The sequence below is a fragment of the Streptomyces sp. NPDC058375 genome, assembly GCF_042723425.1.
In the GTDB taxonomy this organism is placed as follows: domain Bacteria; phylum Actinomycetota; class Actinomycetes; order Streptomycetales; family Streptomycetaceae; genus Streptomyces; species Streptomyces durocortorensis.
Window position 1 is genome coordinate 1 of sequence record NZ_JBHXJG010000158.1, and the last position, 17313, is coordinate 17313.

Annotated in this window: 4 protein-coding genes; all 4 read left to right on the forward strand. The window is 72.2% G+C overall.

The window, feature by feature from the left end; all coding sequences use genetic code 11:
• Positions 1-20 precede the first annotated feature (20 nt).
• Genes ACFWM7_RS23340 through ACFWM7_RS23355 form a run of 4 tightly spaced genes read left to right on the forward strand, consistent with a single transcriptional unit; the run spans position 21 to position 17257 of the window.
• Positions 21-5129 carry an amino acid adenylation domain-containing protein gene (locus tag ACFWM7_RS23340; RefSeq protein WP_383263461.1) on the forward strand — a complete coding sequence of 1703 codons (5109 nt, stop codon included), beginning with the start codon at positions 21-23 and terminating at the stop codon, positions 5127-5129.
• Positions 5130-5143: 14 nt separating this feature from the next.
• The gene (locus ACFWM7_RS23345) at positions 5144-15373 is read left to right on the forward strand and encodes an amino acid adenylation domain-containing protein (protein ID WP_383263463.1); all 10230 of its coding nucleotides are present in this window, start codon (positions 5144-5146) and stop codon (positions 15371-15373) included.
• Between the two features lie 49 nt (positions 15374-15422).
• Entirely contained in the window at positions 15423-16466 is a 1044-nt protein-coding gene (locus tag ACFWM7_RS23350) for an ATP-binding cassette domain-containing protein (RefSeq protein ID WP_383263465.1), read from the forward strand.
• Positions 16463-17257 (forward strand): ABC transporter permease, encoded by a 795-nt coding sequence (locus ACFWM7_RS23355; protein WP_383263466.1) that lies wholly within the window; start codon positions 16463-16465, stop codon positions 17255-17257. Before ACFWM7_RS23350 ends, ACFWM7_RS23355 begins: the two co-directional genes overlap by 4 nt.
• Positions 17258-17313: the final 56 nt, after the last annotated feature.

Genomic DNA, 17313 nt, shown 5'->3' on the forward strand with positions numbered 1-17313 from the left:
CGGGCCGTGGGCTGAAGGCGGTGAAGGAGCAGCTGCGTGCTCTGCCGGACAACGGGATCGGCTACGGACTGCTGCGGTACGTCAACCCGGACACGGCGGATGTGCTCTCTCAACTTCCGTCCCCGCAGATCGGGTTCAACTATCTGGGCCGTTTCGGTGCGGCCGGCGGTTCGGGCGGGGAGGCCGCCGACTGGTCGCTGTGCTCGGACGCGGACCTCGGCGACGGCCACGACCCGAAGGGCCGGGTGGCCCACGCCCTCGAAGTGAACGCCGTGACGCTCGACGAAGCCGATGGTCCGCGTCTGGTGGCGGACTGGTCGTGGCCGGCGGAGCTGTTCTCGGACGATGAGGTGCGTGCGCTGGCGGAGGCGTGGTTCGCCGCTCTGCGGGCGCTCGTCGACCATGTGGTGGTTGCGGGTCCGGGTGTGGGTGGTCTGACGCCGTCCGATCTGCGTCCGTTGGTGTCGGTGTCGCAGGGGCAGATCGACGGGCTGGAGGAGGAGTACGGGCGGCTGGCGGATGTGCTGCCGCTGTCTCCGCTCCAGCAGGGGCTGTTCTTCCACGCGGTGTATGACGAGCAGGCCGAGGATGTGTACACGGTCCAGCTCGCCCTGGACATCGAGGGTGTGGTGGACCGGGTCGCGTTGCGGGCGGCGGCGCAGACGCTGCTGGCCCGGCACGCCGGTCTGCGGGCCGCGTTCCGGCACGAAGGGCTGGACACGCCCGTCCAGGTCATCCCGGACCACACCGAACTCCCCTGGCGCGAGCGGGATCTCACCGCGCTCCCGGAGACGGAACGCGTCGCGGCCGCCGAACGGCTCACGGCCGAGGACCGGACCGCGCGGTTCGACCTCACCGCACCGCCGCTGATGCGGTTCACCCTGCTCACCACGGCGGACGACCGGCACCGGCTGCTCATCAGCCACCACCATCTGCTGCTCGACGGCTGGTCCATGCCGGTCTTCCTCGGCGAGCTGTTCACGCTGTACGGCAACCGGGGCGACGGTACGGCGCTGCCCCAGGTCACCGCGTACCGCGACTACCTCGCGTGGGTGGCGGGCCAGGACCGTACGGCCGCGGTGGCCGCCTGGCGCCGGGCTCTCGACGGGCTCGACGAGCCGACCCTGCTCGCCGCCCCCGACCCGTCCCGCCCGGCGGTCCCCGTCGTTCGAACCCGGCGGGAGCTGTCCGAGGACCGGACCGCCGCGCTCGCCCGCTGGGCGCGCGCCCGGGGCGTCACCGTCAACACCGTCGTCCAGGCGGCGTGGGCGATGGTGGTGGGCCAGCTGACGGGCCGTGAGGACGTGGTGTTCGGGGGGACGGTCTCCGGCCGCCCGCCGCAGGTCCCGGGTATCGAGTCCATGGTCGGGTTGTTCATCAACACCCTGCCCGTACGGGTCGCCCTCGACCCTGCTGAGACGCTCGGCGCACTTCTGGAGCGGCTCCAGGAGCAGCAGGCCGGCCTCATGGACCACCAGCACCTCGGCCTCACCGACATCCAGCAGACCGCGGGACTCGGCGAACTCTTCGACACCCTCGTCGTGTTCGAGAACTACCCGCTCGACGCGGCTGAACTGCGTCGCTCCGCGGGCGGGCTCGGCATCGTCGGCGGCGACAACCACGAGAGCACCCACTACCCGCTCAGCCTGACCGTCGGCGTCGGACGGTCGCTCGGCCTGGACCTCGCCCACCGTCCCGACCTGCTCGACCAGGACCGGATCGACGCGCTCGCCGCGTGCCTGTTGCGGCTGCTCGGCGAGGCGGCCGAGCACGCGGAACAGCCCGTGGGCCGCCTGCGGCTACTCGCCCCCGACCAGGAGCGGAGGGTGCTGGACGAGTGGTCCGGCACGGTCGAGACGGAGACCGCCCCCACGCTGCTGAGCCGGTTCGCCGCGAGGGCGGCATCCGCTCCCGACGCCCTCGCGGCCGTCTCCGGCGCCGAACACCTCACCTACGCCGAGCTGGACGCCAGGTCCGACACCCTCGCGGACGAACTCGTCCGCAACGGCGCCGGTCCCGAGAAGTACGTCGCCGTCGCGCTGCCCCGGTCGACGGGACTGCTGGTCGCTCTTCTGGCGGTTCTCAAGTCCGGTGCGGCCTATGTGCCGCTCGACCCCGAGCACCCGGCCGAACGGCTGGGCTACGTCATCGACGACGCCCGCCCGTCCCTCCTGCTCACCAGCTCGGCGATCGCCGCCGCGCTGCCCACCGGCGACACCCCGCTGCTGCTGCTCGACGAGGCGCGAACCGCACCGGCCGGGGCCGCGCCGCGCATCCGTCCGGCCGAGGGCCGCAACCCGGCGTACGCGATCTACACCTCCGGGTCCACCGGCCGCCCCAAGGGCGTGGTGATCTCCCGGGACGCGCTGGACAACTTCCTCGCCGACATGTCCGTACGGGTTCCGATGGACGGCACGGACCGGCTGCTCGCCGTCACCACCGTCTCGTTCGACATCGCGGCCCTGGAGCTCTACCTCCCGCTGCTCGCCGGAGCCGGAGTGGTGATCGCGGGCAAGGACGAGGTCCTGGACCCCGATGCGCTCGCCCGTCTCCGTACCGAGCACGGGTGCACCGTGATGCAGGCCACGCCCTCGCTCTGGCAGACGCTGCTGGCCCATACGCCCGGTGTCCTGGACGGGCTGCGCATGCTGGTCGGCGGCGAGGCCGTGCCGGGCGGTCTGGCCCGGGCCCTGGCCGCGGCGGGCCCGGCGGTCAACGTGTACGGACCGACGGAGACGACCATCTGGTCGACGACCGCCGTCCTGGACGGTGCCGCCACCGCACCGCCGATCGGCCGGCCGATCCGCAGCACCCGCGCCTACGTCCTCGACGGCGCCCTGCGCCCCGTCGCCCCGGGCGTGCCCGGCGAGCTCTATCTCGCGGGCGCCGGACTGGCCCGCGGCTACCTCGGCCGGCCCGGGCTGAGCGCCGAGCGGTTCGTCGCCGACCCGCACGGCGCACCCGGCACCCGGATGTACCGCACCGGGGACCTGGTCCGCTGGGGCGACACGGGCGAACTGGAGTATCTGGGCCGTACGGACTTCCAGGTGAAGGTCCGCGGCTTCCGTATCGAGCTCGGCGAGATCGAGTCGGTGCTGGCCCGCCACGACCGGGTCTCCCGGGTCGCCGTGGTGGTCCGCGAGGACCGGCCCGGCACCAAGCTGCTCGTCGCCTACACGGTGGCCGCGGGTGAACCGGCCGACGCCGCCGGGCTGCGGGCGTACGCGGCCGCCGAACTGCCCGACTACATGGTCCCGGGCGCCTTCGTCGCCCTCGACGAACTGCCGCTGAACACCAACGGGAAGCTCGACCGGAAGGCCCTTCCCGCGCCGGACCTCGGCGCGGGCCCGGCGGGCCGGGCGGCCGAAGGTCCCCGCGAGGAACTGCTGTGCGCGCTGTTCGCCGAGGTCCTGGGGCTTTCGGAGGCGGGCCCCGAGGACAGCTTCTTCACCCTCGGCGGCGACAGCATCTCCTCGATCCAGCTGGTGAGCCGCGCCCGGCAGGCGGGTCTGGTGCTCACCCCCCGCGAGGTCTTCCAGCACCGGACCCCGGCCGCGCTCGCCGCCGCGCTGCCCGCGAGCGCCGAGACCCGGATCCTTGCCGAGCCCGAAGGGGACGACCCGGCCCTCGGGACCGCCCCCGGCACGCCGATCATCCGCTGGCTGCGCGAACTCGGCGGCGCGGTCGACGGGTTCAACCAGTCGGTGGTGTCCCCGGTCCCGGGCGATCTCACCCTGGAGCAGCTCACCGCGACCGTACAGGCGGTGCTCGACCACCATGACGCGCTACGCGCCGAACTGGTCAGGGCCGGCGACGACTGGGCCCTGCGGATACCCGCCCCGGGAGCCCTGAAGGCGTCCGACGTGATCCACCGGGTCGACGTCGCCGGACTGGACGAGAAGCGGCTGGCAGGGACGGTGGACGCGGAGGGCCGCGCCGCGCAGCGGCGGCTGAGCCCCGGCCGCGGGCTCATGGTGCAGGCCGTCTGGTTCGACGCCGGGCCGGACGCGCTCGGCCGACTGCTCCTGATCGTCCATCACCTCGTGGTCGACGGGGTCTCCTGGCGCATCCTGATGCCCGACCTGATGGCCGCCTACGAGGCCGTCACCGCGGGCCGGGAACCCGCCCTGGAACCCGTGTGGACGTCGTTCCGCCAATGGGCCCGGGGTCTCGTCGTGGCCGCCTCGGCACCGGAGCGGACCGCCGAACTCCCCGTGTGGACCGACATGCTGGCCGGACCGGCGGAACCTCCGCTCGGCACCCGGGCCCTGGACCCGTCCCGGGACGTGGCGGGCACCGTGCGCCAGCTCGCGGTGGCGCTCCCGGCCGACGTCACCGGACCGCTGCTGACCACCGTCCCCACCGCTTTCGGCACCGGCGTCAACGACGTGCTGCTCACCGCCTTCGCGCTCGCGGTGACCGAATGGAACCGTGACCGGGGCCGCCCGCACGCCGGCGGGGTGCTGTTCGACCTGGAAGGCCACGGCCGGGAGGAGCTGCTCGCCGGGATCGTCCCGGACGCGGACGTGTCGCGTACGGTCGGCTGGTTCACCAGCCTCTTCCCCGTGCGGCTCGATCCCGCGCTGCCGGAGGCGGACCGGGAAGCGGTCCGGACCGGCGGGCCCGCCGTCGGCCGGGCCCTGGAACGGGTCTCCCGGCAACTCGCCGCCCTGCCCGACAACGGGGCCGGATACGGCCTGCTGCGCCATCTCAACGACGAGACGGCGCCGGTGCTGGCCGCCCTGCCGACCCCGCAGATCGGCTTCAACTACCTCGGCCGTTTCGCCGCGGGCGACGGTGAGGACACCGGCGACGGCGGACTGGGCGGCAGCGACGACGCGATGCCCGCCGCCCACGCCCTGGAGTTGAACGCGCTGACCCAGGACCGGCCGGACGGGCCCCGCCTGACGGCCTCCTGGTCCTGGCCCGGCGACCTGTTCACCGAGGACGAGGTGGCGGCGCTCGCCGACGCCTGGTTCCTGGCCCTGCGCGCCCTGGTCGCCCACGCGGCCGACCCCGGTGCCCGGCAGACCCCCTCCGCGCCACCGCGGACGGCAGCCGTCGTGGCGCCCCTCCTCGATCTCGACCAGGACGAGATCGACGCATTCGAAGACGACCTCGGGTTCTGAGCGGAGATAGAGAAATGACCACGTCGAAGCCGCGGCTTGAGGGCATCCTTCCGCTCTCCCCGCTCCAGCACGGCCTGCTCTTCCACGCCCAGTACGACACGGCGGGACCGGACGTCTACACGATGCAGTTCGTCCTCGACCTCGAAGGCGAACTGGACACCACGGCACTGCACGCGGCCTGCGCCGCGGTGCTGCGCCGTCACTCCGGACTGCGGGCCGCCTTCCGCCACCGGAAGAACGGCGAGCCGGTACAGCTCATCCCCGCCGAGCTCACCCCCGCCTGGAACTCCGTCGAACTGTTCGGGCCGACGCCCGCCGACCGCCTCGCCGAGGCCGACCTGCTCGTCGCCGAGGACCGGGCCCGGCGCTTCGACCTCGCCCGGCCGCCGCTGATCCGCTTCACCCTGATCGGCCTCGGCGACGGCCGTCACCGGTTCGTCCTGACCGCTCACCACATCGTGCTCGACGGCTGGTCGAGGGCGCTGCTGCTCGGCGAACTGTTCACGCTGTACGGCCTGTTCAGCAAGGGCGCCGACGAGTCGTCGCTGCCGCCCGCCAGCCCCTACCGCGAGTTCCTCGGCTGGGTGGCGGCCCAGGACCGCACCGCGGCCGAGAAGGCCTGGCAGCAGGTGCTGGACGGGCTGGAGGAGCCGACGCTGCTCACCGCACCGGACCCGGCCCGAGAACCGGTCGCGCCCGCCCGCGCACGGGTCGAACTGCCGCAGGACCGCACCGAGGCCCTGGCCCGCTGGGCCAGGGAGCGCGGCGTCACCGTCAACACCGTCGTCCAGGCGGCGTGGGCGATGGTCCTCGGCCACCTCACGGGCCGGCAGGACGTCGTCTTCGGCGGTACGGTCTCCGGCCGCCCGCCGCAGGTCCCGGGCGTCGAGTCGATGGTGGGGCTGTTCATCAACACCCTGCCGGTGCGGGTGACGCTCGACCCCGCCGAGACGCTCGGCGCACTCCTGGAGCGGCTCCAGGACCAGCAGGCCGGGCTCATGGACCACCAGTACCTGGGCCTCGCCGACATCCAGCGCCTCACCCCGGTCAGCGGCGAACTGTTCGACACCCTGCTGGTCTTCGAGAACTACCCGGTGGACACCGAGGGCCTGCGCCGTGCGGCCGGAGGCCTCGGCGTGGTCGACGGACAGAGCCACGAGGGCACCCACTACCCGCTCAGCCTGATGGTCCACGCGGGAACGACCCTCTCCGTGGAGCTGAGCCACCGCCCCGACGTGCTCGACACGGACGCCGCCGTCGCCGTGGGAGAAGCCCTCATCCGGCTGCTGGACAGCTTCGAGGGGGCGGAGGACACCCCCGTCGCCCGGTGGGACCTGCTCACCGCCGAGGAACGCTCCCTGGTCCTCGACCGGTGGAACGACACGGCGCACCCGGAGCCGACCGAGACGCTGCCCGCCCTCCTGCGGCGCGCCGTCGACCGCCACCCGGACGCCGTCGCCGTCGAGCACGGCGGGACCACCCTCACCTACGCCGAACTCGACGCCCGCGCCAACCGGCTGGCCCGGCTGCTGGTCACCCGCGGCGTGGGGCCCGAGCGCACCGTCGCCCTCGCCCTGAGCAGGTCCACCGGACTGGTCGTCGCCCTGTGGGCGGTTCTCAAGGCCGGGGCCGCCTACCTTCCCGTCGACCCGGCGCTCCCGGCCGACCGGGTCGCCCACATGCTGGACGACGCACAGCCCGTCCTCGTCCTCACGGACACGGCCACCGCGGACCGGATCACCGCCGCAGCCGGGGGCGCCGGCCCCGCTCACCTGGTGTGCGACGCCCAGGACACCGTCCGGGACCTCGCCGCGTCGAGGGACACCGACCTCGACGACGGCGACCGGACCGCACCCCTGACCCCGCTCTCCCCGGCGTACGTCATCTACACCTCCGGCTCGACCGGCCGCCCCAAGGGCGTCGTCATGCCCGGGGCCCCGCTCGCCAATCTCATCGGCTGGCACGAGGACGCCCTACCGGCCGAACCCGGGGCGCGCACCGCCCAGTTCACGGCCATCAGCTTCGACGTCTCGGCGCAGGAGATCCTCTCCACCACCCTCTCCGGGCGCACCCTCGTCATCCCCGACGAGGAGATCCGCCGCGACCCCGCCGCCTTCGTGCGGTGGCTCGACGAGCGCGCCGTCACCGAGGTGTACGCGCCCAACCTGGTCATCGACGCGTTGTGCGAGGAAGCCATCGGCCAGGGCCGCGAACTGCCCGCCCTCGCCCATCTGGCCCAGGCCGGCGAAGCACTCGTGCTCAGCAAGCAGATCCGGGAATTCCACCACGGCACCGGGCGCCGCCTGCACAACCACTACGGCCCCACGGAGACCCATGTCGTCACCGCGGCCACCCTCCCCGCGAACCCGGACGACTGGCCGTCCCGGCCGACGATCGGCCGTCCCGTGCGCAACACCCGCGCCTACGTCCTGGACGGCGCGCTGCGCCCCGTCGCCCCCGGGGTGCCGGGCGAGCTGTACCTCGCCGGGGCGTGCACGGCCCGCGGCTATCTGAACCGGCCGGGCCTGACCGGGGAACGGTTCGTCGCGGACCCCTACGGGCCGTCCGGCACACGCATGTACCGCACCGGGGACGTGGTGCGGTGGACCGAGGACGGCGAACTGGACTACCTGGGCCGCAGCGACCACCAGGTGAAGATCCGCGGTTTCCGTATCGAGCTCGGCGAGATCGAGGCGGTGCTCACCGCGCACCCCGCGGTCGGACAGGCCGCCGTCGTCGCCCGCGAGGACCGGCCCGGCATCCGGACCGTCGTCGCCTACCCGGTGGCCGCCTCCGGACGGACGCTCCCCGCGACGGAGGAGCTCCGCACCCATCTGGCCGACGCCCTGCCCGACTACATGGTGCCGTCCGCCTTCGTACCGCTCGACAAGCTGCCGCTGACGGCGAACCGGAAGCTGGACCGGCGGGCGCTGCCCGCGCCCGAGGGGGCCGACGAGGCGGGGCGCGCGCCCCGCACCGCCCGTGAGGCGAAGCTCTGCGCACTCTTCGCCGCCGTCCTGGGCCTGGAGAGCGTCTCCATCGACGACGGCTTCTTCGACCTCGGCGGCCACTCGCTCCTCGCCACCCGTCTGGTGAGCCAGGTGCGCACGGCGTTCGACGTCGAGATCCCCGTACGCGTCCTGTTCGACGCCCCCACGGTGGCCCGGCTCGCCGAACGGCTCGCCACCGCCGACCGGGCCCGCCGGCCGCTCACCGCCGGACCGCGCCCCGACCTGGTCCCGTTGTCGCCCGCGCAGCAGCGGCTCTGGTTCCTCAACCGGTTCGAGGACGCCGGAGGCAACTACAACCTGCCGCTGGCCGTACGCCTCCGGGGCGAGCTCCGGGTCGGGGCGCTGCGGGCCGCGATCGCCGATGTGATCGGCCGCCACGAGAGCCTGCGCACGGTGTTCCCGGAGACGGACGGGCGGCCCCACCAGGTCGTCCTCGACACGGACGAGGCGGTGCCCGCTCTCCCCGTCATCGGGGTCGCCGAGCACGAGCTGGCGGCCGCCGTCGCCGCCACCGCGGGCCGCGACTTCGACCTCACCTGCGAAACCCCCGTGCATGCCCGGCTGTTCGCGCTCGACGGCAACGAGTACGTGCTGCTGATCGTCGTCCACCACATCGCCGCGGACGGCTGGTCGATGGCCCCGCTCGCCCGTGACCTGAGTGAGGCCTACCGGGCCCGGTGCTCGGACCGCGAGCCCTCCTGGCAGCCGCTTCCCGTGCAGTACGCCGACTACACCCTGTGGCAGCGCGAGGTGCTCGGCGACGAGAGCGAGCAGGGCAGCGAACTCGCGCGCCAGGCGGACTTCTGGCGCACCACCCTCCAGGGCGTCCCCGAGGAACTCCGTCTCCCCACCGACCGGCCCCGCCCCCCGGAGATGAGCTACCGGGGCGACACCGTGGAGCTGGAGATCCCGGCCGAAGTGCACCGCGCGATAGGCGGGTTCGCCCGTCACTCCGGTGCGAGTGTGTTCATGGTGGCGCAGGCGGTGCTGGCGGCTGTTCTGCATCGGCTGGGTGCGGGTGAGGACGTTCCGGTGGGGACGGTGATCGCGGGCCGTACGGACGGGGCGTTGGACGATCTGGTCGGGTTCTTCGTGAACACGCTGGTGCTGCGTACGGATGTGTCGGGTGATCCGACGTTCCGGGAGCTGGTGGAGCGGGTTCGGGAGACGGACCTGGCGGCCTACGCGAACCAGGACGTGCCCTTCGAACGGCTCGTGGAGATGCTCAACCCCGAGCGCTCCCTGGCCCGCCACCCGCTCTTCCAGGTCCTGCTGTCCTTCCAGAACAACGCGGCCGTCGACCTCGACCTCGACGGACTGCACGCCACCGGCGAGGCCGTCGGCCTCAGCACCTCCAACTTCGACCTCTCCGTCGTCCTGGAGGAGCGGTTCGACGAGGCGGGCGCGCCCGCCGGCATCGCCGGCGGTATCGAGTTCGCCACGGACCTCTTCGACCGCGAGACCGTCGCCGCCCTGGCGGACCGGCTGGTACGGGTGGCCGGCGAGCTGGTCGCCGTACCGGACCGCAGACTCTCCGAGGCGGAGGTGCTCACCCGACAGGAGCGCCACCGCATCCTCGTCGACTGGAACGACACCGGCCTCGACGTACCGCAGTCCACCCTGCCCGGCCTGTTCGAGGAGCAGGCCGCCCGCACCCCGGACGCCACCGCCCTGGTCTTCCAGGACCAGCGGCTGACCTTCGCCCGGCTCAACGCCCGGGCGAACCGGCTGGCCCGCCACCTTCTCGCGACCGGCGTGCGCACCGAGCAGCCGGTGGCCGTACGCCTGCCCCGCGGCCCGGAGCACATCGTGGCCCTGCTCGCCGTGATGAAGGCGGGCGCGGTGTACGTCCCCGTCGACCCGGCCTACCCCGAGGACCGCATCGCCCACATGATCGAGGACGCCCGGCCCGCCGCGGTCCTCGACGACCCGGCCCGGACACACGGCCCGGCCCTTGCCGAACTGCCCGCCCATGACCTCACCGACGACGAACGCGGCGGCCCGCTGCGCCCCGGCAACGCGGCGTACATCATCTACACCTCCGGCTCCACCGGCCGCCCCAAGGGCGTCACCGTCGAGCACCGCAGCATCGTGAACCTCTTCCACGACCACTTCGGCCGGCTCTACGCCCCGCAGATAGAAGCGGCCGGGAACAGCCGCCCGCTGCGGGCCGCGCTCGCCGCTTCGTTCTCCTTCGACGCCGCGTTCGACCCGCTGCTGTGGATGCTCGCCGGACACGAGCTGCACCTCGTCGACGACGAGACACGTCATGACGCCACGGCCCTGCTCGACATGGTGCGGCGGGTCGGCGGCATCGACCACTTCGACACCACCCCCGCCCATTTCCAGGAGCTCCACGACCTCGGGCTGACCGCCGACGCGGCGACCCGGCCGCTGGTCGTGGCCCTGGGCGGCGAGGCGCTCGGTGAAACCCTGCGCGAGGAACTCGCCCCGCTGGACGAACCGGTCACCTACAACCTCTACGGCCCGACCGAGACGACGGTCGACGCGCTGGGCCAGCGGATCGACGCGAGCGACCGGGTCCTGGTGGGCCGCCCCCTGTCCAACTACCGGGCCTACGTCCTCGACGCGTTCCTGCGCCCGGTGCCGCCCGGGGTGGCGGGCGACCTGCACATCGCCGGGGCCGGCCTCGCCCGCGGTTACCTCGGCCGCTTCGGCCTGACCGCCGAGCGCTTCGTCGCCGACCCCTACGGCCCGCCCGGCTCCCGTATGTACCGCACCGGCGACCTCGCACGCTGGACGAGGGACGGGCGGATCGACTGCCTCGGCCGGGTCGACGACCAGGTCAAGATCCGGGGCTTCCGCATCGAGCTGGGCGAGATCCAAGCGGCCCTGGCGGCCCGCGAGGACATCGCCCAGGCCGCGGTGATCGTCCGCGAGGACCGGCCGGGCATCCGGGAACTCGTGGCCTACGCGGTCCCCGCGCCCGGCCGGCGGCTGCCCGAGGCCGAGGAACTGCGCCACGCCCTCGGCGAGCGGCTGCCCGACTACATGGTCCCTGCCGCGTTCGTCGCCCTGGACCGGCTTCCGGTCACGGTCAACGGCAAGCTGGACCGCAAGGCACTGCCCGCCCCCGCGCCGCGCGCCGGCATCGGCGGACGCGCACCGCGTACGGCCCAGGAGAAGACCCTGTGCGGAGTCTTCGCCCAGGTCCTCGGGCTGGAGACGGTCTCCATCGACGACGGTTTCTTCGACCTGGGTGGCCACTCCCTGCTCGCGACCCGGGTGGTCAGCCACGTCCGCTCGTCCCTGGGCGCGGAGCTGTCGGTACGGGCCCTGTTCGAGGCGCCGACGGTGGCGGCGCTGGCGGAGCGTCTGGGCGATGCGGGACAGGCGCGCGCGCCACTGACGGTCCGGGAGCGCCCGGAGGAGGTTCCGCTGTCGCACGCGCAGCGCCGTATGTGGTTCCTCAACCGCTTCGAGGGCCCCAGCGGCACCTACAACATGCCGATGGCGGTCCGGCTCACCGGCCCGCTGGACACGGACGCGCTGACGGGCGCCCTCGCCGCGGTCGTGGCCCGGCACGAGAGCCTGCGCACCGTCTTCCCCGACACCGAGGGCCGCCCCCGCCAGCTGGTCCTCGCCCCCGAGGAGGCCCGCCCGGTGCTGGAGACGGCGCCCTTCACGCCGGAGGCCTTGAGCGCGGCGGCGGCGCGGGGGTTCGAGCTGGACCGGGAGATCCCGGTGCGGGCGCACTTGTTCACAGTGGCGCCGGACGAGCATGTGTTGTTGCTGGTGCTACATCACATCGCGGGTGATGGCTGGTCGTTGGCCCCGCTGGCGAGTGATTTGTCGTCTGCATACGGCGCGTTGGTGGGGGGTGCGGAGCCGGTGTGGGCTCCGTTGCCGGTGCAGTATGCGGATTACACGTTGTGGCAGCGTGAGGTGCTGGGCGACGAGGGCGATCCGGTGAGCGAGCTGTCGCGCCAGGTGGACTACTGGCGTGGCCAGTTGGCGGAGCTTCCGGAAGAACTGCCGCTGCCGGTGGACCGGCCGCGCCCGCCGGAGATGAGCTACCGCGGCGACACCGTGGAATTCCAGGTCCCCCGCGAGACGCACGAACGCCTGCAACAGCTGGCCGGAGAGTCCCACGGAAGCCTGTTCATGGTGGTCCAGGCCGCGCTGTCGGTGCTGCTGAACCGGCTCGGGGCGGGCGAGGACATCGCGATGGGAAGCGTCATCGCGGGTCGCACCGACGAATCGCTCGACGACCTGGTCGGGTTCTTCGTGAACACGCTGGTGCTGCGTTCGGATGTGTCGGGTGATCCGACGTTCCGGGAGCTGGTGGAGCGGGTTCGGGAGACGGACCTGGCGGCCTACGCCAACCAGGACGTGCCCTTCGAACGGCTGGTGGAGATCCTCAATCCCGAGCGCTCCCTGTCCCGTCACCCCCTTTTCCAGGTGATGCTCGCCTTCCAGAACACCGGCGAGGCGACCCTCGACCTGGCGGGTCTGCGTGCGGCTCCCGAAGCCCTCTCCTTCGACGCGGCGAAGTTCGATCTGTCGTTCACGTTGGCGGAGTCGGTGGAGGGTCTGGTGGGCTCGGTGGAGTTCGCGGTGGATCTGTTCGATCGGGTGTCGGTGGAGCGGTTGGCCGGGCGTTTGGTGGGTGTGCTGGAGGCGGTGGCCGCGGATCCGGGGGTGCGGGTCGGTGCGGTGGATGTGCTGGGTGCGGTGGAGCGGGACCGGGTGCTGGGGGAGTGGGCGGGTTCCGGGCGTGTGGTGGAGGCGGTGTCGTTCCACGGGTTGTTCGAGGCGGTGGTGGACCGGTCGCCGGACGTGCTTGCGGTGGTGGGTGAGGGGTTCGGTTGGTCGTACGGGGAGGTGGAGGAGCGGGCGAACCGTTTGGCGTGGTGGTTGATGGGCCAAGGGGTTGGGCCGGAGTCGGTGGTGGCGTTGGTGTTGCCGCGGTCGGCGGAGATGGTGGTGGCGCAGTTGGCGGTGTTGAAGGCGGGGGCGGCGTATCTGCCGGTGGATCCGGAGTATCCGGATGAGCGGATCGCGTACATGGTGCAGGATGCGGACCCTGCGCTTGTGTTGCGTGAACTGCCTGTTTTGGGCGATGAGTTGGACGGTTCGCGTCCGGGTGTGGTGGTTGCTCCGGAGAGTGCGGCGTATGTGATCTACACGTCGGGTTCGACGGGCCGGCCGAAGGGTGTGGTGGTCTCCCACGCGGGTCTGGGGAGCTTCGCGCTGGCGGAGGTGGAGCGGTTCGCCGTCGACAGTCGCAGCCGTGTGCTGCAGTTCGCTTCGCCGAGTTTCGATGCTTCGGTGTTGGAGCTGGTGATGGTGTTCGCGGCGGGTGCTGCGTTGGTGGTGGGTCCGGCTGGTCCGTTGGCGGGTGAGGTGCTGGCGGAGGTTCTGGAGTCGCTGGAGGTCTCGCATGCGTTGATTCCGCCGGCGGCTTTGGCGAGTGTTCCGGCGGGTGAGTACCCGTTCCTGCGGTCCTTGGTGGTCGGTGGGGACGCGGCGTCGGCGGAGCTGGTGGACCGGTGGGCTCCCGGCCGCCGGCTGGTCAACGCCTATGGTCCGACGGAGTCGACGGTCATGGCGACCACGTCAGCACCCCTGGTTGCGGGTTCGGGGGTGCCGGTGATCGGCACCGCCGTGCCGAACACGCGGGTGCGGGTGCTGGATGCTGGGCTTCGGCCGGTACCGGTCGGTGTGGCAGGTGAGCTTTACGTGTCGGGTGCGGGTCTGGCGCGGGGGTATCTGGGGCGTCCGGGTCTGACCGCTGAACGCTTCGTGGCGGACCCGTTCAGCGGTGCCGGTGGGCGGATGTATCGCACGGGTGATGTGGTGCGGTGGACGTCTGATGGTGAGTTGGCGTTCCTGGGGCGTGCGGACGACCAGGTCAAGGTGCGGGGCTTCCGTATCGAGCTGGGTGAGGTCGAAACGGCCGTTGGCGCGCACCCTCACGTGGGTCAGGTCGCGGTGGTGGTGCGGGAGGACCGCCCGGGCGTGAAGCGCCTGGTCGCCTACATCGTCCCCGCCGACGCCGATACCGACGTGGATGCGGTCCGGGCGGACGTCGCCGGCCGCCTCCCGGACTACATGGTGCCCTCGGCCTTCGTCGTCCTGGACGCGCTGCCGTTGACGGTCAACGGCAAGCTCGACCGGAAAGCCCTCCCCGCACCCGAGACCGAGGCGCCCTCCGGCGGCCGCGGGCCCCGCTCCGTACAGGAGGAGATCCTGTGCGGCCTCTTCGCCGAAGTGCTGGGGGTCGAGCGGGTCGGCATCGATGACAGTTTCTTCGAGCTGGGCGGCGACAGCATCACCTCCATCCAGCTCGTGAGCCGGATCCGCAGCGTGCTCGGCGTCAAGCTCAGCAACCGCGGCATCTTCGAGACACCGACGGTTGCCCGCCTGACGGACGCACTCGCCTCCGACTCCGATGGTGACGGCTTCGAAGTGATGCTGCCGCTGCGCACCGGAGGCACCCGGCACCCGCTCTTCTGCCTGCACGGTGCGGGCGGGCTTTCCTGGCCCTACTCGTCGCTGCTCCGGGCCGTCCCAGCGACCGTCCCGATCTACGGGCTCCAGGCCCGCGGGCTGGACGGCGAGGAGGCCATCGCGACCGGTGTGGCGGAGATGGCGGCGGACTACGTGGCACAGATCCGCGCGGTCCAGCCGTCGGGGCCGTACCACCTCGTCGGCTGGTCCTTCGGCGGTCTGGTGGCACACGAGGTCGCCACCCTCCTCGTCGAGGCGGGGGAGAAGGTCGCCCTGCTCGCCAACCTCGACCAGACCCCGTACGACGCGTCCTGGGAGGACGAGGACTACACCCTCCCCACCGAGCGGGACGTCCTGGAGACCCTCCTCGACTTCGTCGGGCACGACCTCGCCGACCTGCCGGAAGGGCCGCTCGACCACGCATGGGTGATGGAGACCATCCGGGGCAGGGACAGCGCGCTCGGCAGCCTGGAGGAACGCCACATCACCGCCTTCATGCAGGTCGGCATCAACAACCACCGGCTCAGCGCCGATTACCGGCCGCGGAGCTTCGACGGCGACCTGCTGATGTTCGTGTCCACGGTCGGCACCGACGACCCGGCGGGCAAGGCGGCTACCTCGGCCGACTGCTGGCGCCCGTACGTGACGGGCGAGGTCCGGACCCATCTGATCGACGCGCACCACGGAAACCTGCTGCAACCGGAGCCCGCCGCGGAGATCGGCCGGGTCCTTCACCAGAGGCTCGTCGAACTCGGCTGACACGGCCGGGCGACGACGACATCACCGCAACGAAACGGAGTTGGCCGTCATGGAAACGGCGATAACAGCGGAAGGCCTCCGCAAGAGCTACGGCGACCACCATGCCCTGAAGGGCATCGACCTCACGGTCCCGGCCGGAACGGTCCTCGGGGTGCTGGGCCCCAACGGTGCGGGCAAGACCACGACCGTACGGATTCTGGCCACTCTGCTCCAGCCGGACGGGGGCCGCGCCACCGTGGCCGGGTACGACCTCGCCAAGCAGCCGCTGGAGGTCCGTCGCAACATCGGCCTGACAGGCCAGTACGCGGCCGTGGACGAGCGGCTCACCGGCCGGGAGAACATCGAGCTGATCGGGGTCCTGCTGCATCTCGGACGCCGGGCGGCCAAGGCGCGGGCGGCCGAGCTGCTGGAGCAGTTCGGACTGACCGACGCGGGCGACCGGATGGCGAAGACGTACTCCGGCGGTATGCGGCGCCGGCTCGACCTCGCCGCCAGCCTCGTCGCCAGGCCGCCGGTCCTCTTCCTCGACGAGCCGACGACCGGGCTCGACCTCACGAGCCGCCTCGCCCTGTGGGACACGATCCGGGACCAGGTGAGGAACGGCACCACCGTGCTGCTCACCACCCAGTATCTGGAGGAGGCGGACCAGCTCGCCGACCGGCTCGCCGTCATCGACAAGGGCACGGTCATCGCCGACGGCACCCCGGACGAGCTCAAGCGGAAGGTCGGCGGGGAGCGCCTGGAGGTGACGGTGGCCGACCCCGCCGATCTGGCTGCGACCGCCCGCGCCCTGGCCGCCGTGTCGACCGTCGATCCGGTCGTCGACCAGGAGACCCGCAGCGTGTCCGTACCGCTCACGGGAGGGGTCGCCGCCATCTCCGCGGCGGCGGCGGGCCTGGACGCGCTGGGCATCGAGCCGGAGGACTTCGCCGTACGGCGTTCCTCGCTCGACGACGTGTTCCTCGCGCTGACCGGGCAGACGGGCCCGTCCGACGCGCAACCGGAAGCCGACACCGTCAACCAGCAGAAGACCGGGCCGCAGAAGACCGGGCCGCAGAAGTCCGTGCAGACGAAGGAGAAGGAACCGGCATGACCGAGGCAATCAGCGACTCCCTGGCCCTCGCGGGCCGCCAGATGCGGCACATCCGGCGCATGCCGGAACAACTGCTCGGCATCACGGTCATGCCGATCGCGTTCGTCGTGGTCTTCGGCTACCTCTTCGGCAGTGCGATGCAGGTGCCCGGCGAGGGCGGCTACAAGGAATACATCATGGCGGGCATCTTCGCCCAGGTGATGCTCGCCAACATCACCACCACCGCCGTCGGTGTGGTGAACGACCTCAACAACGGTCTGGTGGACCGCTTCCGCGCGCTGCCCATCGCCCGTTCCTCGGTGCTCATCGGCCGTACCGGAGCCGACGCCGTACTGGTCACCTGGACCTGCGCCATGATGGCTCTGGTCGGATATCTGATCGGCTGGCGCGCCCACAACGGCGTACTCCAGACCCTCGCCGGTTTCGGCCTGCTCCTTCTGATGGGCTTCGCGATGTCGTGGCTGGGCGCCCTGATCGGGCTGACCCTGCGCAACGTCGAGACGGTGAGCGCCCTCTCCGGGGTCATCATGATGCCGCTCGCCTTCCTCTCCAACGCGTTCGTGCCGCTGGACGGCCTGCCCGGCTGGCTGCGCACGATCGCCGAGTGGAACCCGGTCAGTGCGGTGGTCTCGGCCAGCCGTCAGCTCTTCGGCAACGAACAGGGCGCCACCTCGGGTGCTCTGCCCGCCGAGCACCCGATCGCCGCATCGCTGATCGTGCTGGTGGTGCTGCTCGCGGTCGTGGTGCCGCTCGCGGGACGCGCGTACGAGAAGGCGGCCGCCCAGCGCTGAGCCCGCGACGACGGCACTTCCCGTACGGCCGTGGGCCGGACCCCTCCTCAGGGGTC